Here is a 19819-nt window from a genome sequence, read left to right on the forward strand (position 1 = left end):
AACAATCCGCACGTAAAACGTGCGTTTTTTCGGCTACCCTATAAGGGCCTATTACTTCACATGCCCCTCAAGGGGCATGTGAATTCTGACAACCGCACAATAAAAAGGTCTTTCCCTAAATTGAGAGAAAGACCTCATAAATTATTTCAAAAAATGTTTAGCGCCACGCCTTAAACTGATTAATCAACCCATTGGTTGAGCTATCATGACTCGCCACTTTTTCGCCATCTTTTAATTCAGGTAAAATACGGTTAGCAAGCTGTTTACCCAATTCCACGCCCCATTGGTCGAAACTAAAGATATTGAAAATCACACCTTGTACAAAGATTTTATGCTCATACATGGCAATCAATGCACCCAATGTGAATGGGGTAATTTTTTGTACTAAAATTGAGTTGGTGGGTTTGTTACCTGTAAATACTTTAAATGGCACAATGTCTTTCACATCATCCAAATTCTTACCGGCTTTGACAAATTCTGCTTCGACTTCTTGTTGGGTTTTACCAAACGCAAGAGCTTCCGTTTGAGCAAAGAAGTTAGAGAGTAATTTCTCGTGATGATCCGCTAATGGATTATGGGTTTTAGCCGGAGCAATAAAATCACAAGGAATTAAACTGGTGCCTTGATGAATTAATTGATAGAACGCATGTTGACCATTGGTACCGGGTTCGCCCCAAATAATTGGGCCAGTTTGGTAATTGGTGATCACTTTGCCATCACGTCCCACATATTTACCATTGGATTCCATATTACCTTGTTGGAAATACGCCGCAAAACGGTGTAAATATTGGTCGTAAGGTAAAATCGCTTCTGTTTGAGCCCCTAAGAAACTGGTGTTCCACAAGCCGACTAAGGCTAATGTGGCAGGAATATTTTGCTCAATCGGTGCGGTGCGGAAATGTTTATCCATTTCATGAGCACCCGATAATAAGGCTTCAAAATTTTCAAAACCAATGGACAACGCAATAGATAACCCGATCGCTGACCATAAAGAATAACGGCCGCCTACCCAATCCCAGAAACCAAACATATTGTCAGTGTCAATACCAAATTTCGCCACTTCAGTGGCGTTGGTAGAAAGTGCAGCGAAATGTTTTGCCACTTGGCTTTCATCTTTCGCTTGTGCTAAGAACCAGTCACGAGCCGATCCTGCATTGGTCATGGTTTCTTGCGTCGTGAATGTTTTAGAGGCGATTAAGAAAAGTGTGGTTTCGGGGTTCACTTTTTTCAAGGTCTCCGCAATATGCGTGCCGTCTACGTTAGACACAAAGTGCATGGTTAAATGATTTTTATAGGGGCGTAACGCTTCCGTGACCATATAAGGACCAAGATCTGAACCGCCGATCCCGATATTCACCACATCTGTAATAGCTTTGCCAGTGTAACCTTTCCATTCGCCTGAAATCACACGTTGGCAAAAACCTTTCATTTTAGCAAGGACTTCATTGACTTCAGGCATAACATCTTTGCCATCGACCAAAACAGGGGTGTTAGAACGGTTACGAAGTGCGGTGTGTAATACGGCACGATTTTCGGTACGGTTAATTTTTTCGCCTGTAAACATCGCTTCAATCGCAGTAGAAAGGGAACATTCTTCCGCTAATTGACGTAATAATTTCAGGGTATCTTGATTAATATTGTTTTTAGAATAATCCACTAAGATTTCATCATTAAAGGTTAATGAATAATCTGCAAAGCGGTTTGGTTCTTGTGCGAAAAGTTGTTGAATCGTGGTTTTAGCAAAAGTTGCTTTATGTTGCTCTAAGGCTTTCCACGCAGCGGTAGAGGTTGGATTGATGTTTTTCATTGTAATTTCCTTTTTTAATGATTAATAATTCGTTCCCTCTCCCTCTGGGAGAGGGTTAGGGTGAGGGTTTAAACCATTTTAATATTATATTACCCTCACCCCTGCCCTCTCCCAAAGGGAGAGGGGGTAATATTCTGATTAATCGACATATTCTGTTAATACTCGTGGTGTCAATTTAGTCATTAATTCATAACTCAATATCCCCGACATGCTGGCAATTTCTTCAATAGGTAATTCGTTGCCCCATAAAATGACTTCATCACCCACTTGATCTTGACAATCTGCTCCCAGATCTACCGTCACCATATCCATGGAAACACGTCCCACAATTGGCACTCGGCGACCGTTAATAAATACCGGTGTACCTACGGGAATATTGCGTGGATAACCATCACCATAACCAATCGCCACCACACCAATTTTGGTGTCTTTTTCACTCACCCAAATGCCCCCATAACCCACTGGTTCACCGGCTTGATGCGTTCGCACGGCAATCAAGGAGGAGGTTAAGGTCATCACCGGTTTTAAGCCGTAAATATCGGCCGGTGTATTGGTTGGCGACACGCCATACATAATAATCCCTGGGCGGATCCAATCTAAATGGGATTGTGGCCAAAATAAAATACCGCCTGATGCAGCAATGGTGCGTTCACCTTGTTTATGCTCGGTGGCTTGTAAAAAACGTTGTAATTGTAACTCGGTATAACCGCTTTCTAATTCGTCCGCACAGCTAAAATGGCTGACAAAACCGATTTGCGGTTGCACATTTTGACATTGTTGCAATTCATGGTAGAAATAATCCACTTCGTCTAAATGCACGCCCAAACGGTGCATACCAGTATCAATTTTTAACCAGACCTTAATCGGATTAGGCAAATCCGCTTGTTGTAATGCACTTAATTGTTGCTGATTATGCACGACGGTTTGAATATTATTCACCGCAATAATCGGCAAATCGGTAGCGGAAAAAAAGCCTTCTAATAATAAAATCGGTTTAATAATCCCATTAGAACGTAAGGTTAAGGCTTCTTCTAAACGTGCGACGCCAAAACCATCGACACTGTCTTCTACGGCTCGAGCGACAAATTCAACCCCATGCCCATAGGCATTGGCTTTCACCACGGCAATTAACTTACTGTGCGGTGCTTTTTGTTTAATTTTTTGAATGTTATGTTTCAGTGCAACTGAACTAATTTTTACGGTGGCTGGTTTCATTTTTTCTTCTTAATCTTCATCATCAAGTTTATGTGCGGCATTATCAAAGCGTGAAAAATCCCCTTGGAATATCAACGGAACACGCCCGATTGGGCCATTACGGTGCTTACCAATCACAATCTCGGCTTTATTCTTGTTTTCTTCCGTTGGATTATAAACTTCATCACGATAAATAAACATAATTAAATCCGCATCTTGCTCAATAGATCCTGATTCACGTAAATCTGAATTCACAGGCCGTTTATTCGGACGATTTTCCAAGGTTCGGTTAAGCTGCGCCAAGGCCATTACTGGCACTTCTAATTCTTTAGCAAGCGCTTTCAAAGAACGAGAAATTTCAGCAATCTCCAAAGTACGGTTATTGTCAAAACCGGGGGCACGCATTAATTGTAAATAATCCACCATAATCAGGCTCAATCCGCCATTCTCACGATATATTCGTCTAGCACGGGAACGCAATTCTGTCGGCGTCAACCCAGAGGAATCATCAATAAACATATTGGGTGTTTGGGTTAAAAGTCCCATTGCGGACGACAGACTCGCCCAATCATCATCAGAATTAATTTTACCTGTCATAATCGACTTCAAACTCACCCTTGATAAAGACGCCAAAGAACGCATCATAATACTTTCTGCTGGCATTTCCAAGCTGAACACTAACACGGGTTTTTCATTTGCTAATGCGACTTTCTCACAAATATTCATGGCAAAAGTCGTTTTTCCCATGGAGGGACGCGCCGCCACAATGATCAAATCTGACTTCTGTAAACCTGATGTGATGTGATCTAAATCAATAAACCCTGTCGATACGCCCGTTAACCCATTGTTTTCCATATTTCTCAACATTTCAATGCGATCAATGGTACGCCCCAAAATCGACAACACATTTTCTGGTCCTTCTTTCTCAGAGGTGCGTTTTTCCGCAATTTGAAACACTTCTCGCTCGGCTTGATCGAGAATATCTTTGACATCTTTGCCTTTTGGTTGATAGGCCATCTGAGCAATATTATTCCCCACCCCAATCAACTCACGCAACACTGCTTTTTCTCGCACGATCTCCGCATAAGCATTAATATTCGCTGCACTTGGCGTATTTTTAGATAATTCTGCTAAATAAGCAAACCCACCGACTTCGTCAATTACCCCTCGATCTTTCAAGGATTTATCTAAGGTAATCAAATCAATCGGTGAATTCTGACGAGCCAACATGTCCATTTCACGGAAAATAAAACGATGTGCTGCCGTATAAAAATCATCCGCTACCACACGTTCAATCACATTTTCCCAATGCTGATTATTCAACATCACCGCCCCTAACACCGCCTGTTCCGCCTCAATAGAATGCGGCGGAATATTGGCTTGCTCTAGCGTTTGCTCTCGTGTGGACGTCGGTTTTTTAGCCATAAAATCTATCTCTGCATAACAAAATATGCCGTATATCATATACCAAATTCATGGGCTTTTTAAGGGAAAAGTGCGGTATAAATTTCTGAAATTTTTATCTTGTTGGAAAGATAGAAAAATCTCAAGAATTTTGGCATAATCTCAACATAATAAATCATTATCGGAAGTTAACCTTATGTCCACGGAATTCACACCAGAAGAAAAACGCCAAATGTCCGAAGCGGATATTCGCACCAAATTTATCACGCCAGCCATTGTTCAAGCAGGTTGGAACGAGCGTCAAATCAGCGAAGAATACAGCTTTTCGGTGCGAAAACCATTTACTGACGGACGAATGTTGATAGATCCGAAAACGAAAAAAGCCTCTCGCAAAGAAGCCAAGCGAGTAGATTATTTGCTTTATCATTCCCCCAACCGGAAAATTGCCGTTGTGGAGGCTAAAGATAATACGCATTCCTCCAGATTTGGCTTACAACAAGCCATAGATTACGCTCAACTACTTGATATTCCCTTTGCTTATAGTAGTAATGGTGACGAGTTTGTAGAACATGATTTTTTAACTGGCGTACAACGCACTTTGCCGATAAACCAATTTCCAACGCCTGATGAATTAAGCCAGCGTTTTTTCAGCCGCTATACGCCCGAACAGTTAAAACTGATTCAACAGCCTTATTACACCGACGCAAATACCTTTCGGGAACCGCGTTATTATCAAGAAATCGCTATTAATCGCACCATTGAAGCGGTCGCTCAAGGAAAGCAACGCATTTTGATTGTAATGGCAACAGGAACGGGCAAAACCTACACCGCTTTTCAAATTATTCACCGTTTAAAAGCCAGTGGAGCGAAGAAAAAGATCTTGTTCTTGGCGGATCGCAATATTTTGGTGGATCAACCCATTCGAGAAGATTTTAAGCCGTTTAAAAAAGTGCTCACCAAAGTACAAGGCAAAATGGACAGTGCCTTTGAAATTTATATGGCGTTGTATCAGCAATTAGACGGCAGTCCTACCGCAGAAAATGAGCTGTTTAAACAGTTCCAACCGTCCTTTTTTGACTTGATTATTATTGATGAATGTCATCGTGGCAGTGCCAAAGAAGATTCTAACTGGCGAGCCATTTTGGATTATTTCAATCAAGCTACCCATATTGGGATGACCGCCACGCCCAAAGAAACGGCGGATGCCAGCAATATTCATTATTTCGGCGATCCGATTTACACTTACAGCCTAAAACAAGGCATTGAGGACGGCTTTCTTGCACCCTATCGAGTGATTGATGTCAATTTAGATTGCGATTTAAAAGGCTGGCGACCGACTAAAGGCTTGTTAGATAAAAACGGTAATCCCGTAGAAGACCGCCTTTACACGGTGAAAGATTTTGATTACAACATCGTGCTAGATGACCGCACTCGCCTTGTGGCGGAACGCATTACCGAGCATTTAAAGCAAAACGATCGCAATGACAAAACCATTGTTTTTTGTGCCAATATTGACCACGCACAACGAATGGTCGCCGAGCTTTGTCGCTTAAATGCGGATATGGTACAACAAAATCCCAAATATATTCGCCAAATCACCGGCGATCAGTCCAGCAAAACAGGTGATTTAGAAGCCTTTTGTGATGTAAAAAACGAAGAAAAAGCCTATCCTGTGATTGCGGTGACATCAAAATTAATGACCACAGGCGTCAACAGCCAAACCTGCAAACTGGTGGTATTAGACGCCAATATTCAATCCATGACCGAATTCAAACAAATTATCGGACGTGGCACCCGACTTCGCCCCGAAGCGGATAAAAATTTCTTCACCATTATGGATTTTCGTGGTGTAAGCAAATTGTTTGCCGATCCTGATTTTGATGGGGAACCTGTTGTCATTTTAGATCCTGAGCCTAATCCCAAACCAACAAAATATCCCGATCCAGATAACGGAAATAAACCTGACAAGGTAGAAGAAGAACCTAAAATTTACAAACCTGCGATCATCATTGAAGCAGGCAAACTCACCTTACGCATTATTGATGAAAAAGTGCAATATCTCAACGAACAAGGCGAATTGGTTTATGAAGACATCGATCAATTCTCCAAACGCCATATTCAACAAGATTTTGCCGACTTTGAACAATTTAAACAACAATGGCAGCAAGGTTCTGAAACCCTATCCGAAAAATTCTACGCCAACAATAAATGGCTCGTCAGCTTACGCAAAAAAGCCCATTTCGATGACAATATTGATGATTTTGACTTGCTCAGTAGCGTGGCATTCAACAAAACCCCACTCACCAAAACCGAACGAGCCGAGAGAGTCAAACAAAGTGGCTATGTGGAACAATATCCCGAAGAAAATCAACAGGTTTTAGGCTTGCTACTTGATGAATATGTGAAATCAGGCGTAAAAGATTTAGCCAAAACCGAACTCTTGCAAACGCCACAATTTAGCCCTTTTGGCGGTTTAGTGTCGATTATCAAAAAATTTGGTGGCAAAGAATTGTATCAAAAAGCGGTAAAAGGGTTGGAGAAGATGATTTATGCAGAATAAAAATCCCCCATTTTGAACCGCACTTTTAAACGAACAACAACACAAGGAACCCTATGAGCCTAAATAATTTAGTCAAACGCCTGCAAGATGTAATGCGAAATGATGCAGGGATTAACGGTGATGCACAACGTATTGAGCAGATCGTGTGGATTTTGTTTTTAAAAATTTACGATGCCAAAGAACAAGAATGGGAGTTGATTAACGATAATTACCGCTCTCTTATCCCCGATTTTTTACGTTGGGGAAATTGGGCGAAAGATCGGAAAGACGGCAAAGCAATGACAGGCGACGAACTGCTCAATTTTGTCAATAACGATCTCTTTCCTGCGTTGAAAAATCTGCCTGTTTCCGCTCAAACCCCGATGAATCAACGGATTATTCGGGCGGCGTTTGAAGATAATAATAACTATATGAAAAATGGTGTATTATTACGCCAAGTAATTAATATTATTGATGAAATTAATTTTGAACAATACCAAGAACGCCACGCTTTTGGCGATATTTACGAGAATATTTTAAAAAGCCTACAAAGTGCGGGCAATGCGGGGGAATTTTATACCCCACGTGCCGTAACCGATTTTATGGTGCAGATGATCAAGCCGAAATTAGGCGAACGCATTGCGGATTTTGCCTGTGGTACGGGCGGATTTTTAACTTCCGCCTTAAAGGTGTTGGAGTTGCAAATTCAGTCGGTTTCTGACCGCAGTTTGTTTAATCAATCGGTTTACGGCATTGAGAAAAAAGCCCTGCCACATTTACTTTGTATCACCAATTTGTTATTACACGACATTGATAACCCCGATGTTCACCACGACAATGCCCTTGAAAAATCGGTGAAAGATTATACCGAAGCCGATAAATTTGACATTATTTTAATGAATCCGCCTTATGGGGGCAGTGAAATTGAGCAAATAAAAACCAATTTTCCCGCCAATTTACGTAGCAGCGAAACGGCGGATTTGTTTATGTCGGTAATTATGTACCGTTTAAAGAAAAATGGACGAGCGGCGATTGTGTTGCCAGATGGTTTTTTATTCGGCACCGACAATGCCAAAGTGGCGATTAAGCAAAAATTAATGAGCGAAATGAATTTGCATACCATTATTCGCTTGCCCCATAGCGTGTTCGCTCCTTATACGTCGATTACCACCAATATTTTATTTTTTGACAACACCCAAGCCACGGAAAAAACCTGGATTTATCGCTTAGATATGCCACAAGGCTATAAAAATTTCTCTAAAACCAAACCGATGAAATTGGAACATTTTAATGATGTAGTGGAATGGTGGAATGACCGCAAAGACATTGAAATTGAAGGATTTTTTAAGGCGAAAAGTTTTAGTTATCAAGAGATTGCTGATCGTCAATTTAACCTTGATTTATGCGGTTTCCCCCACGAAGAAGAAGAAATTTTACCGCCTGATGAGTTGATCCAACAATATCAACAAAAACGCACCGCGTTGAATTCCGATATTGATCGCATTTTGGGGGAAATTACGGGGATTTTGGGGATTAAGTTGTAGATTAAAAATTTTGACACCTGCGATTAAAAATCAATCAATAATGAGATTAATCATTATATAACAATATATTATGATAAATTCAGTTATTAAGTATTACTTGATAACTGAATTTTAAACAGAGTAAAACAAAAAATGAAAGCTCAACAATTAAAAAATGCGATTTTGCAACTTGCCATTCAAGGCAAACTTGTGCCACAAGATCCGAATGATGAACCTGCAAGTGTTTTGCTAGGTAAAATTCAAGCGGAAAAGGACCGCTTGATTGCCGAAGGTAAAATTAAAAAAAGCAAAAAATCTGCCGATAAAGCCCCTTATACAAAGGACGAACTGCCATTTGAAATTCCTGAGAGTTGGGAGTGGGTGAGATTGGGGGATATTATTATTCAAAATATTGGTGGCGGTACGCCATTAAAAAATGTATTTGAATATTGGAATGGAAAAATTCCTTGGGCTAGTGTTAAAGACTTGGATAAAGATAGTATTTATATAGATAGAACTACCGATCTCATTTCTCAAATAGGTTTAGAAAATAGTTCATCCAACATAATACCAAAAGAAAATATCATTCTCTGCACTAGAATGGGATTAGGAAAAATTGCAATAAATAAAATAGATTTAGCCATAAATCAAGATCTTAGAGGAATTATATTATCTGATGATATACATAAATTATTTTTCATTTATTTCTTCAAAACATTAAAGCTACAAGGGCAGGGATTAACAGTAAAAGGGCTTCCTGTTGATGAATTAAATAATATACTATTTCCACTCCCCCCATTAAATGAACAACACCGCATTGTCGCAAAAATAGAAGAACTACTTCCATTTATCGATCAATACGATCAAAAAGAACAAGTCTTAACCGCATTAAATAAAAATTTCCCTGAGCAGTTAAAAAAATCCATTTTACAAGCGGCGATTCAAGGCAAACTCACCGAACAGCTAGACACCGATGAGCCTGCTATTGAACTGGTGAAACGGATTCAAGCGGAAAAACTGCGGTTAATTTCGGAAAAGAAATTGAAAAAGACGAAAGGGCAATCGGCAGTTTTCGATCCAGATAATTTACAGAATGAGAATGTGCCGTTTGAGATTCCTGAGAATTGGGTTTGGGTGAAGTTAGAAACAATATCCTACCTTATAGGTAGTAAAGATAACCAAGTATTATCAAAAGAAATAAAAAAAATAGGGAAACATCCTGTAGTTAGTCAAGGGAAAAATATTATAGATGGTTATGTTGATGAGGAATTAAAATTAATTAAAGATATTCCTGTTGTATTATTTGGAGACCATACTAGAAATATAAAATATATTGATTTTCCATTCGTTATTGGTGCTGATGGAACAAAATTACATAAATTTATTCTTGTTAATTATTTATATATGTATTATTGGTTTCAGTATATCTCAGATAAACTCAGAAATCGTGGATATGCCCGACATTATGTATTATTAAAAGATGAATTTATACCACTCCCGCCACTAGCCGAACAACATCGCATAGTAGAAAAAATTGAATTGTTATTAAATCAAGAAAACCGCCTGAGCCTATAGCAGGATCAATGGATTTGATCCTATCTAGCTCTAGTAAGCTTCAAAATATTTTGCTATTAAAGAATAGATATTATATACTAAGATTACTAACAAGACGTGTAAGCAGAAATGGGGAATTTCCCTAGCGTTTGTCCAGCCTTTTTAGGTTACTAGCCCAAGAGCGGTTATAAAGCGGTTTCTGTACAGCCCCATAATTTTATGGGGCTTTACTATTTCGGGCGTTTTATTTTCTTGTTTTCTAATGTATTTTTCAGTAATACAAAAAATGAAATTGGTTTACGTCTGATCTGTTTTCTTTCCTTGTGCTTGTAATTTACGTCTTTAGCATACGCACTGTTTATGAAGATATGTACATCACATTTTTTAGATCGCTTGAGTGAAAAATAAATTTCGTAATCAATGAATGTTCCATCTAATCGTTGTATTGAAATAGTCAAGAATTTATCGTCAGCAGAAGTGAAAAAGCATTTTTGCTTATCCATATTTTTTAGAATTTCTGGTAACTTTTTTGATAATTCATATCTATCATAATCAAATATTCTTGTTTCTTTTTCTGTTTTATAATGTAACATAGTGTCATAATCATTTAATGTTTCACCCTTATGAATATTAGGACTCTTAGTAAAACAGTGATGACTAAATTCAATAAGACAACGGTATGTCTTTTGATTAGATGTTTTAGTTTCATTTTGTATAAATGTATGATAAAAGACATCCAAATGAGATAAGTCGTACCCTTTTTCATTAATCTTTATCTTTTTTGTCATTTCTAGACCTTTCAATTAAATTTTTATCTATTTTAACATTACCTGTATAAACAAACAATGCTTGATTTATCATATTGATTTTCAACCAACAAAAGGAAATCAATATGATAAAATCATATCAACAGCATTTAATGCAATCTAATCTCGCTAAAAATACCGTTTCCGCTTATTTATTTGCCGTGAAACAATATTTTCATCTTTTTCCCGAAATTAATAAATCTAATTTGAAAGAATATAAGGTTTATTTAATTGAACATTTCAAACCGCAAACCGTTAATTTACGCTTACGATCTATTAATTCTTATTTGGAATTTATCAAAAAAGAAAAGTGGAAAATGTCTTTCGTAAAAGTACAACAAAAGCCTTTTTTAGAAAATGTGATTAGCGAAGCCGATTATCATTATTTTAAACAACGTTTAAAAGAAGATAATGAGCTTTATTGGTATTTTGTCATTCGATTTATGGCGGCGACTGGGGCAAGGGTGAGCGAGCTTATTCAACTTAAATGCGAACATATTCAAGTGGGTTTTCTTGATCTTTATTCCAAAGGCGGGAAATTACGCCGAATTTATATCCCCGAAAAATTACAACAAGAATGTTTAGCTTGGCTAACGGCTCAACATAAACAATATGGTTTTATTTTTTTAAATCGATACGGCGAACGCATTACTACGAGGGGCATTTCAGGGCAATTAAAGATCTTGGCAAAACGTTATCAACTCGATCCGAAAGTAGTTTATCCCCATTCATTTCGCCATCGCTTTGCTAAAAGTTTTTTGGAACGATTTAATGATATTGCCTTTTTAGCCGATTTAATGGGACACGAAAGTATTGAAACTACCCGAATTTATTTGCGTAGAACTAGCACGGAACAACAGGCAATTGTGAATAAGATTATTGATTGGTGATAATTTTGTAGGGGCGGATCTACGTATCCGCCCATTGATTAACGGAGCGTAATTTCGGTCGGATACATAGATCCGACCCTACGATAAATGATTGATTTGATTTAATAACAATTCAATTTTTTCCACTATGCGATGTTGTTCGGATAGAGGAGGGAGTGGAAATAAACAATTATTAATATAATTTGATGATATTCTCTGCTGTCCTGCAGTTCCAGTATAAGATTTAACCCCATTATTGATAAAGTAATGAGATTTAACAAACCAAAAAAGATAACGAATATTTATCGTTTCTTTAATTGCTCTCAGGATAAATAACTCAGTCGTTCCTGCTCCAAATCCATTTTTTAATTTTTGAAAAATAACCGATTTTCTATTTTCAAAACAAGGTGTTATTTTAGCAATAGCTAAATCATTCTCTGAAAAATGAGTGAAACCAGATTTAATTTCTTTCCATTTTTTCTTTTGGAATGAATGTTCATTTTTATAACCATCAGAAATCAAATTCATAGGAATAAATGACACATCTAAATCGTCATCTAGTTTATTTCTTGGGTTCAATAAAATTATCGCTCCCAACCTTACCCAAACCCAATTCTCAGGAATCTCAAACGGCACATTCTCATTCTGTAAATTATCAGGATCAAAAATATTCATTTGCCCTTTCGTCTTTTTCAATTTCTTTTCCGAAATTAACCGCAGTTTTTCCGTTTGAATCCGTTTAACCAACTCAATCGCAGGCTCATCGGTGTCTAGCTGTTCGGTGAGTTTGCCTTGAATCGCCGCTTGTAAAATGGATTTTTTTAATTGCTCGGGGAAATTTTTATTTAATGCGGTTAGAGCTTGTTCTTTTTGGTCGTATTGATCGATAAATGGAAGTAGCTCTTCTATTTTGGCGACAATGCGGTGTTGTTCGTTTAATGGTATTAATGGGATACGTACTTCTAAGATCCTTTTAATTGCTAATTTAGGTTGCCCCACTTTCGTAGTAGCTTCTTTTATCTGCTCTTGCACAAAATTGGAAGATAAAAAATAAAATAACCATTTTTTATTTAAATATGAAAAGATAAGTTTATTTGCATTTTCTGTCAAATTAGCACCATCAAAAATTTCAGGAACTAAACCAACCTTTCCTATCGTTCCAGCACAAGTTATATAGAGATCATTTGAAGAAATAGTATAGTTAGAAATTTTTTGATAAATTTCTTCAGATATATAATGAATATCCGAATCCATAATAGAGCCATCTTTCATATCTGCAACACGAATATATTTGAAGCCAGTATCTTCTCTAAGAAGTTTTAATCCTGCTGGAATACGTTTTCCCCCTTTTACGTCCAAAATATCCCCCAATCTCACCCATTCCCAACTATTCGGAATCTCAAACGGCAGATCGTCCTTTGTATAAGGGGCTTTTCAGGAAGATACACAAACAAAAAAAGTGCGGTGAAAAAAACTATTATTTTTTCCACCGCACTTCTATCTCACTGAATAAATTACCCTTTTCTTCTTTCCTCAACCGCCTCTGCAAGCTGTTGCAACAAGATTTCAGTGTCTTCCCAACCAATACAAGCATCGGTGATACTTTGTCCGTAAGTGAGTGGTTTATTCGGAACTAAATCTTGACGACCTTCTACTAAGTGGCTTTCTACCATCACACCAAAAATCTGTTTTGAGCCTTGGGCTAATTGGTCGCTGATAGATTGGCATACGTCCATTTGACGTTTAAATTGCTTGCTGCTGTTGGCATGGCTGAAATCGACCATAACGTGACCAATATGTCCTGTTTTTTCAATATCGGCACAGACTTTGGCAATGCTTTCTGCGTCATAATTAGTGGCTTTATCGCCACCACGTAAGATAATGTGGCAATCCTGATTACCTTTGGTAGAGACAATAGCGGAATGGCCGAATTTTGTCACCGATAAGAAATGGTGTGTTGCTTCTGCGGATCCAATGGCATCAAGGGCAATTTTTACGCCGCCGTTGGTGGCATTTTTAAAGCCCACAGGGCAAGACAAGCCAGACGCTAATTCACGGTGAACTTGCGATTCGGTGGTTCTTGCCCCAATCGCTCCCCAGCTCATTAAATCCGCCACATACTGTGGCGTGATCATATCTAAAAATTCGCCAGCGGTCGGCAAGCCTAAATCATTAATATCGGCTAATAATTTACGTGCTAGACGCAAACCGTCATTTAACGCATAACTGTCGTTTAAATACGGATCGTTAATCAACCCTTTCCAACCCACTGTCGTACGAGGCTTTTCAAAATATACACGCATGATAATTTGTAAATTATTTTGATATTTATCACGCAATGATTTTAAACGTTGAGCATATTCCATTGCTGCTTTTGGATCATGAATCGAACAAGGGCCAATAACCACTAACAAGCGATCATCTTCACCGTGAATAATATTATGTGCTTCAGAGCGTGCCGTTTTCACCGTTTCAACGGCAATCTCGCTGGCTGGATATTTTTCTAATAAGGCAACTGGGGGTAATAATTGTTCAATTTTACCAATACGGGTATCGTCATTCGCAATACGAATTTCATTTTTACTTTTTACCATAATTCATCACTCTCATAAAATCAATAAAACACTTTCCGTGTAAACATGCTGTTAATGTAGCATCAATTTCTGCACTAGTAAACTAGTACAATGCAATTATTTTAATAACTGCTTAATACTTGAGCAGGTTGTAATTTTGCAGCTCGATTGGCTGGGTAAAGACTTGCCAATAAACTCAATAATAATGCTGAAACCAACACGAATAGCACATCTTGCCAATGTAATTCTGTTGGCAAGAAATCCACAAAGTAAATGCCGTCAGACAATAATTTTCGTCCAATCAGACTTTCTAAACCTTGAATAAGTGCGGTTAAATTTAAGGCTAAAAATACCCCTAATACAATGCCGATTAAACAGCCTTTCATGCCTGCTTGTAAGCCATACCAAACAAAAATGCGTTTAATAAAGGCGTTGTTTGCCCCCAATGTTCGCATAATCGCAATGTCGCCTGCTTTATCTTTCACTGCCATAATCAGCGTGGAAATAATATTAAAGCAAGCTACCCCAATCACTAGCACCATGGCAATATACATTATGGTACGGATCAGTTGAATATCACGGTACATATAGCCGAATTTGCTCACCCAAGTTTGTAAATTGAGTAATTGTGGATAGCTGTTTAACGCAGAAAAATCCAAGCTATTCATATTAAACGGATCCGCTACTTTCAGATCGACACCCGAAATTTGATTAGCATTGTAGTCTAAATATTGTTGTGCTTGGGCTAACGGCATGAGGGCATAACTATGATCAAGTTGACCGTCTAAACGTAAAATTCCCGACACCTGAATCCGCTCACGACTTGGCTGTGCCATGTCTTCACCGTTATTTTGCGAAATCAGCAATGTCACCCAATCGCCTGTTTGTACCTCTAACTCTTTGGCAATGCCGTAGCCTAATACTAAGCCTGAATGATTAGAGAACGATTGCCATGCCTGATCGAGGACAAAATCCCCTAGTCGGCTGACCGTATCTTGTACTGTTTTGTCCACTCCTTTCACTTGCACCACTTTCATTTTTGCCCCATTTTCCACTAAAGCAGTAAAACTGACAAAAGGCGATACGCCTTGAATATTGGGTACTTGTTGCAAGGTGCTGACTAATTGTTGTTTGTCAGTTATGGGCTGATTTTCCGCCGATATAATTTCAGCATGAGGAACAACGGCTAAAATACGGTTATTCAGTTCTCGCTCAAACCCATTCATGGCACTCAATCCCACGATCAATACTGCCACGCCCAATGCAATACCGAGTGTAGAGAAAAACGCAATCAGGGAAACCAAATGATTTTTTTGCTTGGCTCGTTGGTAACGCCAACTAATTAAGAATGCGGTATTCATCGCCTACTCCACTCGCAATACGCCGTCTTGCATAATCATGCGACGTTGTAATTTTTCTGCCAAATGCAAATCGTGCGTGACCAATAAAAAGGCAATACCTTGTTCTTGATTAAGTCGTTGAATTAACTCAAAAATACTTTCGGTGGTAGCACGATCTAAATTCCCTGTTGGTTCGTCTGCCAATACCAACGCTGGATTATTGACTAACGCCCTTGCAATCGCCACACGCTGACGTTCACCGCCTGATAAGGCAGACGGTTTATGAGAAATGCGGTGCGAAAGTCCAACAGATTTTAAGATCTTTTCCGCCCGATCTTTGGCTTCGGTTTTGTTTTGATTGCCGATTAACATTGGCATCATCACGTTTTCTAGTGCGGTGAAATCCGCCATTAAATGATGAAATTGATACACAAAACCGAGATATTGATTACGTAATTTGGCTAATTCATCGCTACTTGCTTTTTGTAGCGATTGCCCTTTGATAAACACTTCGCCTGTGGTCGGTTGATCCAGTCCGCCGAGGGTATGAAGCAGGGTACTTTTGCCCGAACCTGACGAGCCGACAATGGCGACCAATTCTTTTTCGTTCAACGTAAAATTAACGTTGTTAAGCACTTGGGTTTTGGTTTCGCCATCGTGGTAGTGTTTGGTGATGTTGTTGCAGGTTAATAATTCTGTTGTCATTTTTATGTTCTTTGTTAAGTTTTTTAGTTTAAATTGGTTAATTTATTTAAATCGGGTTTCGCCCGATGGGCGACCATACTTTCTTTTACTTGTGTAAAAGAAAGTAGGCAAAGAAAAGCACACCCCGACTTCACCGCTTTTCTGAGCTTATTTGGTATTTTCTTCACGCTAAATTTTGAACTCGCTACGCTCAGACATGCAAAATTTAGCTAAAAATACCAAAACGCTCAGGCGGTTCAGACGGGGCCCCAAGTTTTGACCGAGCATAAATAAAAGTGCGGTTAAAAAATAGATATTTTTTTCTAAGCTACGAAGTAGCGTTACCATGCTTAACCTAGTATGCCAGTACTAGGTATTTTTCCACCGCACTTTATTTCATCACCAATGGACCCCATGTTTGCCGCCTGAAAATGTTTTAATTTGTAGGGAAATGGCGTCTGTCTGAGCGTAGCGAGTTCAGCCATTTTCCGTTAAGCAAATTAAAACATTTTCAGGAAACAAGGCAAAGTTGGGGTTGCCTTTCTTTTTGCTTACTTTTTCTTTGGCAAAGCAAAGAAAAAGTAAGTCGCCCCGTGGGCGAAACCCCACAAATATCACTCATATCGTAGTGCCTCGGCAGGCTCCACCCGACTCGCCCGATACGCCGGATAAACCGTCGATACCAACGACAATCCCAACGAAAACACCACAATCACCGCAATTTGCCACAGATTAATCTCGGTCGGTAAATAAATACCCACAGGGTTAATAGCATTAACAATATCGCCTAAATACAGGGTGATCAACACGCCTAACACGGCACCGATCAAGGTTCCCACCAATCCCACAAAAAAACCTTGTAGAATAAAAATCCACCGCACTTGTTTTTTAGTTAAGCCTTGGGTTTGTAAAATCGCAATTTCACCCTGTTTATCCACCACCATTAAACTCAATGAGGTAATAATATTGCTCACCGCCACCACGATAATTAAGCTAATTAACAAGCCCATCATGTTTTTTTCCATGCGTACCGCTTGAAAAAATTCGCCTTTTTGACTTCGCCAATCATCAATTTGCCATTGCTCTTCAGGGAAAATTTGGGGAAGTTCAGTAATTTGAAAAGGATCTTGCAGAAATAATCGTACACCTTGTGCATTTTCAGGTTTAATCCGCATTAATCGTCCAATATCCGCTAAATTAGCAAAGGTTTCGTAACCTGATGCCTCATTCGTGGCAAAATAAATCTCACTCACGGTGAACAAGCGTTGCATAGGAATTCGACCCAAGGGCGTATATTGGCTATTTTCTGTTAACATTAGGCGAATTTTGTCACCCACTTGCACGTCTAATTTTTGAGCTAATTGTGAACCAATAATTAATTTAAATTCACCGGTTGGCAATAAATGATCTAATTTGCCTTGATCTAAATAGTCTAATAAATGATCATCACTCGGCTGTTTCACCCCAATCACTTGACCTGCACTCACACCGTTTGCCGTTTGATAAATAGCTTTTGTGCTATTAATCAACGTCACACCATTAATCACATTCTGCTGGCTTAAATCAGGCAATTCCGATTGAAATTGTGCGGTGGAAAAATGCCCATTTTTCTTCATCACAATCGCATGCGGTAAGCTCGATAAAACTTGGCGTTTTTGATGTTGTTCTAACCCGTTCATTACCGATAAAACAATAATCAACGCCATCACACCAAGTACAATGCCGCTACTGGCAAGGTTAGTCACTAATCGCCCAAAACGATCCGCACTTTTGGCTCGCCAGTAACGTAAGGCAATAAACGCTGAAATGCCTAAATTCATTATTTTCCCGTTCTCACAAATTCTTCTAAATTTAACCGCACTTTATCCACCAAAATCTCAACCGCCTGATCCGATGCCCAAGCGATATGTGGCGTAACAATAATATTCGGTAACGTCTGACTCGCCATAATTAATAGGTTGTCTTTGGTAGCTGGTTCTTTACCTAACACATCAATGGCCACGCCACCAAGTTGCCCGCTTTTTAACGCATCCACCACCGCTTGTTCATCAATTAATGGACCACGTCCAGTATTAATTAACAACGCCCCTTTTTTACAATGAGAAAGGGTTTCCGCATTAATAAGATTTTTCGTTTCTGGGTTCAATGGGCAATGCAAGGTTAACACATCCGCTTGTGCTAACACATCATAAAAAGGCGTGTAACTATCACGGCATTGAGTGGCATTTTTATGTTCCGCATAAAGCACGTTCATGCCCAAAGCCGTGGCTAATCGTCCCACTTCTGAACCAAGCGAACCTTTACCAAATACGCCTAAAGTTGAACCACGTACATCTTGCACAGGATGATCAAAATAGCAGAATTGTTTGCTTTCAGTCCATTTACCTTGCAACTGATCTTTATACCACAAATGTAAACTGTGTTTTAGGCTAAAAATAAAGCCTAACACATGTTCTGGCACGGTTACCGCTGAATAACCCGCGACATTTTTAACCGCAATACCGAATTCTTTCGCTGCGACTTTGTCAATATTATCTGTACCAGTAGCCGTCAATGCAATGAGTTTTAATTGGGGTAATTGAGCCATGATTTCACGGCTAAACACCACTTTACTGGTAATCACAATATCCGCATCTGCCGCACGCTCTAACACCTGTTCAGCAGAAGTGTGTTCAAATTCGACCCATTGATGTTCAAAATTGGGACGTGGAATAGGAATGTGTTTTGGTAATGCGGTGCTGTCAAGAAAAACGATTTTCATAGAATACTCCATATACATTTAACAAAAAGCCGTAGATGGAATGGATTCTATCAGTTTTTAGGGGGGAATTGTAGTGCTAAATTTATATCATCACATAGCAAAAGCAGGCAACCTAGCCCATTCTTTCACTGTTTTGACTTTTTCAAGGCTCTGTTGATATTTAACATTATGATTTAATTCCCACAAATCCACGTTATTTTGCAAATTAAGCCAAAATTCCGCCGTGGTATCAAAGGTTTTGGCAAGTTTCATTGCCATTTCTAGGCTGATTTTAGATTTATTGTTCACAATAGCACTGGCAGTATTGCGATGTACATCAAGCATTTCCGCTAAATCACCAATTTTAAGATTAAGTGGCATTAAAAATTCTTCTTGTAAGATTTCACCGACTGGAGTAGGTTTGCGTTGTGTAGCGTACATTGTTTTTTCCTATAAATCGTAATGATGTGGATCCAAATAGAGATTGGAAATCTCGTTATTTTCAAATTTAAAAATCAACCGATATTGCTTGTTTACTCGAATGGAATATACCTTATTTTCTTTCGGTTCAAGTAACTCAAGACGATTAGCTGGCGGTGAGCGTAAATCATTAAGACCTTCCGCTGCACTTATCATATCCAATTTTCGTGCTAATACCTTTGCCAAATTTGCAGGGATTTTACTGTTGCTTTCACCATATTGAAAAAAACGGTAAAGATAATTATCACGAAAATGAGCGGATGTAAGATTAAACATTTTTGCCTTGATGTTGATTGATATGCCATT

At 38.8% G+C, this 19819-nt stretch carries 16 protein-coding genes; 4 read left to right on the forward strand and 12 right to left on the reverse strand.

The window, feature by feature from the left end:
* Positions 1–157 precede the first annotated feature (157 nt).
* The 3 genes from pgi to ACTG7L_RS03485 all read right to left on the reverse strand — a co-directional run bounded on the left by pgi (position 158) and on the right by ACTG7L_RS03485 (position 4426).
* On the reverse strand, positions 158–1807 hold the full coding sequence (gene pgi, locus ACTG7L_RS03475) for a glucose-6-phosphate isomerase (protein WP_439327418.1): 1650 nt from the start codon (positions 1805–1807) through the stop codon (positions 158–160).
* A gap of 138 nt (positions 1808–1945) precedes the next feature.
* A complete protein-coding gene (gene alr, locus ACTG7L_RS03480; RefSeq protein WP_439327419.1) occupies positions 1946–3022 on the reverse strand; it encodes an alanine racemase in 1077 nt (358 codons plus the stop codon).
* Between the two features lie 9 nt (positions 3023–3031).
* The gene (locus tag ACTG7L_RS03485) at positions 3032–4426 is read right to left on the reverse strand and encodes a replicative DNA helicase (protein WP_439327420.1); all 1395 of its coding nucleotides are present in this window, start codon (positions 4424–4426) and stop codon (positions 3032–3034) included.
* A 175-nt stretch (positions 4427–4601) separates the two neighbouring features.
* On the opposite strand from ACTG7L_RS03485, the gene hsdR reads away from it, so the two are divergent.
* The 3 genes from hsdR (at position 4602) to ACTG7L_RS03500 (ending at position 10042) form a co-directional block, all read left to right on the forward strand.
* A complete protein-coding gene (gene hsdR / locus ACTG7L_RS03490; protein WP_439327421.1) occupies positions 4602–6965 on the forward strand; it encodes an EcoAI/FtnUII family type I restriction enzme subunit R in 2364 nt (787 codons plus the stop codon).
* Positions 6966–7018: 53 nt separating this feature from the next.
* Positions 7019–8488 carry an N-6 DNA methylase gene (locus tag ACTG7L_RS03495; protein WP_439327422.1) on the forward strand — a complete coding sequence of 490 codons (1470 nt, stop codon included), beginning with the start codon at positions 7019–7021 and terminating at the stop codon, positions 8486–8488.
* Positions 8489–8620: 132 nt separating this feature from the next.
* On the forward strand, positions 8621–10042 hold the full coding sequence (locus ACTG7L_RS03500) for a restriction endonuclease subunit S (protein ID WP_439327423.1): 1422 nt from the start codon (positions 8621–8623) through the stop codon (positions 10040–10042).
* 209 nt (positions 10043–10251) lie between these two features.
* On the opposite strand, the gene ACTG7L_RS03505 is transcribed toward ACTG7L_RS03500, so the two are convergent.
* A complete protein-coding gene (locus ACTG7L_RS03505; protein WP_439327424.1) occupies positions 10252–10809 on the reverse strand; it encodes a hypothetical protein in 558 nt (185 codons plus the stop codon).
* 104 nt (positions 10810–10913) lie between these two features.
* On the opposite strand from ACTG7L_RS03505, the gene ACTG7L_RS03510 reads away from it, so the two are divergent.
* Positions 10914–11717, forward strand: coding sequence for a tyrosine-type recombinase/integrase (locus tag ACTG7L_RS03510; protein ID WP_439327425.1), 804 nt, complete (start codon positions 10914–10916; stop codon positions 11715–11717).
* A 78-nt stretch (positions 11718–11795) separates the two neighbouring features.
* Here ACTG7L_RS03510 and ACTG7L_RS03515 read toward each other — a convergent pair whose 3' ends face one another.
* The 8 genes from ACTG7L_RS03515 to ACTG7L_RS03550 all read right to left on the reverse strand — a co-directional run bounded on the left by ACTG7L_RS03515 (position 11796) and on the right by ACTG7L_RS03550 (position 19789).
* Positions 11796–13106: a restriction endonuclease subunit S gene (locus ACTG7L_RS03515; RefSeq protein WP_439327511.1), complete on the reverse strand. Its 1311-nt coding sequence runs from the start codon at positions 13104–13106 to the stop codon at positions 11796–11798.
* A 104-nt stretch (positions 13107–13210) separates the two neighbouring features.
* Complete coding sequence (gene aroG / locus ACTG7L_RS03520; RefSeq protein WP_439327426.1) at positions 13211–14290, reverse strand: 3-deoxy-7-phosphoheptulonate synthase AroG; 1080 nt, start codon at positions 14288–14290, stop codon at positions 13211–13213.
* Positions 14291–14391: 101 nt separating this feature from the next.
* Positions 14392–15630, reverse strand: a complete 1239-nt coding sequence (lolE, locus tag ACTG7L_RS03525; protein WP_439327427.1) for a lipoprotein-releasing ABC transporter permease subunit LolE — start codon at positions 15628–15630, stop codon at positions 14392–14394.
* 3 nt (positions 15631–15633) lie between these two features.
* Positions 15634–16314, reverse strand: coding sequence for a lipoprotein-releasing ABC transporter ATP-binding protein LolD (gene lolD / locus ACTG7L_RS03530; protein WP_439327428.1), 681 nt, complete (start codon positions 16312–16314; stop codon positions 15634–15636).
* 593 nt (positions 16315–16907) lie between these two features.
* Positions 16908–18113: a lipoprotein-releasing ABC transporter permease subunit gene (locus ACTG7L_RS03535; RefSeq protein WP_439327429.1), complete on the reverse strand. Its 1206-nt coding sequence runs from the start codon at positions 18111–18113 to the stop codon at positions 16908–16910.
* Positions 18113–19054 (reverse strand): 2-hydroxyacid dehydrogenase, encoded by a 942-nt coding sequence (locus ACTG7L_RS03540; protein WP_439327430.1) that lies wholly within the window; start codon positions 19052–19054, stop codon positions 18113–18115. Before ACTG7L_RS03540 ends, ACTG7L_RS03535 begins: the two co-directional genes overlap by 1 nt.
* A gap of 90 nt (positions 19055–19144) precedes the next feature.
* Positions 19145–19474, reverse strand: a complete 330-nt coding sequence (locus tag ACTG7L_RS03545) for a HigA family addiction module antitoxin (protein WP_439327431.1) — start codon at positions 19472–19474, stop codon at positions 19145–19147.
* Positions 19475–19483: 9 nt separating this feature from the next.
* On the reverse strand, positions 19484–19789 hold the full coding sequence (locus ACTG7L_RS03550; protein WP_439327432.1) for a type II toxin-antitoxin system RelE/ParE family toxin: 306 nt from the start codon (positions 19787–19789) through the stop codon (positions 19484–19486).
* Positions 19790–19819 lie beyond the last annotated feature (30 nt).

It is taken from the genome of Lonepinella sp. BR2357 (assembly GCF_051851525.1).
Taxonomy (GTDB): domain Bacteria; phylum Pseudomonadota; class Gammaproteobacteria; order Enterobacterales; family Pasteurellaceae; genus Lonepinella.

Coding starts and splice junctions, on each gene's coding strand:
- lolE (WP_439327427.1), bottom strand. CDS start 15,630: ATGAATACCGCATTCTTAATTAGTTGGCGTTACCAACGAGCCAAGCAA.
- ACTG7L_RS03510 (WP_439327425.1), top strand. CDS start 10,914: ATGATAAAATCATATCAACAGCATTTAATGCAATCTAATCTCGCTAAA.
- ACTG7L_RS03545 (WP_439327431.1), bottom strand. CDS start 19,474: ATGTACGCTACACAACGCAAACCTACTCCAGTCGGTGAAATCTTACAA.
- ACTG7L_RS03540 (WP_439327430.1), bottom strand. CDS start 19,054: ATGAAAATCGTTTTTCTTGACAGCACCGCATTACCAAAACACATTCCT.
- aroG (WP_439327426.1), bottom strand. CDS start 14,290: ATGGTAAAAAGTAAAAATGAAATTCGTATTGCGAATGACGATACCCGT.
- ACTG7L_RS03485 (WP_439327420.1), bottom strand. CDS start 4,426: ATGGCTAAAAAACCGACGTCCACACGAGAGCAAACGCTAGAGCAAGCC.
- ACTG7L_RS03535 (WP_439327429.1), bottom strand. CDS start 18,113: ATGAATTTAGGCATTTCAGCGTTTATTGCCTTACGTTACTGGCGAGCC.
- alr (WP_439327419.1), bottom strand. CDS start 3,022: ATGAAACCAGCCACCGTAAAAATTAGTTCAGTTGCACTGAAACATAAC.
- lolD (WP_439327428.1), bottom strand. CDS start 16,314: ATGACAACAGAATTATTAACCTGCAACAACATCACCAAACACTACCAC.
- ACTG7L_RS03550 (WP_439327432.1), bottom strand. CDS start 19,789: ATGTTTAATCTTACATCCGCTCATTTTCGTGATAATTATCTTTACCGT.
- pgi (WP_439327418.1), bottom strand. CDS start 1,807: ATGAAAAACATCAATCCAACCTCTACCGCTGCGTGGAAAGCCTTAGAG.
- ACTG7L_RS03500 (WP_439327423.1), top strand. CDS start 8,621: ATGAAAGCTCAACAATTAAAAAATGCGATTTTGCAACTTGCCATTCAA.
- ACTG7L_RS03495 (WP_439327422.1), top strand. CDS start 7,019: ATGAGCCTAAATAATTTAGTCAAACGCCTGCAAGATGTAATGCGAAAT.
- hsdR (WP_439327421.1), top strand. CDS start 4,602: ATGTCCACGGAATTCACACCAGAAGAAAAACGCCAAATGTCCGAAGCG.
- ACTG7L_RS03505 (WP_439327424.1), bottom strand. CDS start 10,809: ATGACAAAAAAGATAAAGATTAATGAAAAAGGGTACGACTTATCTCAT.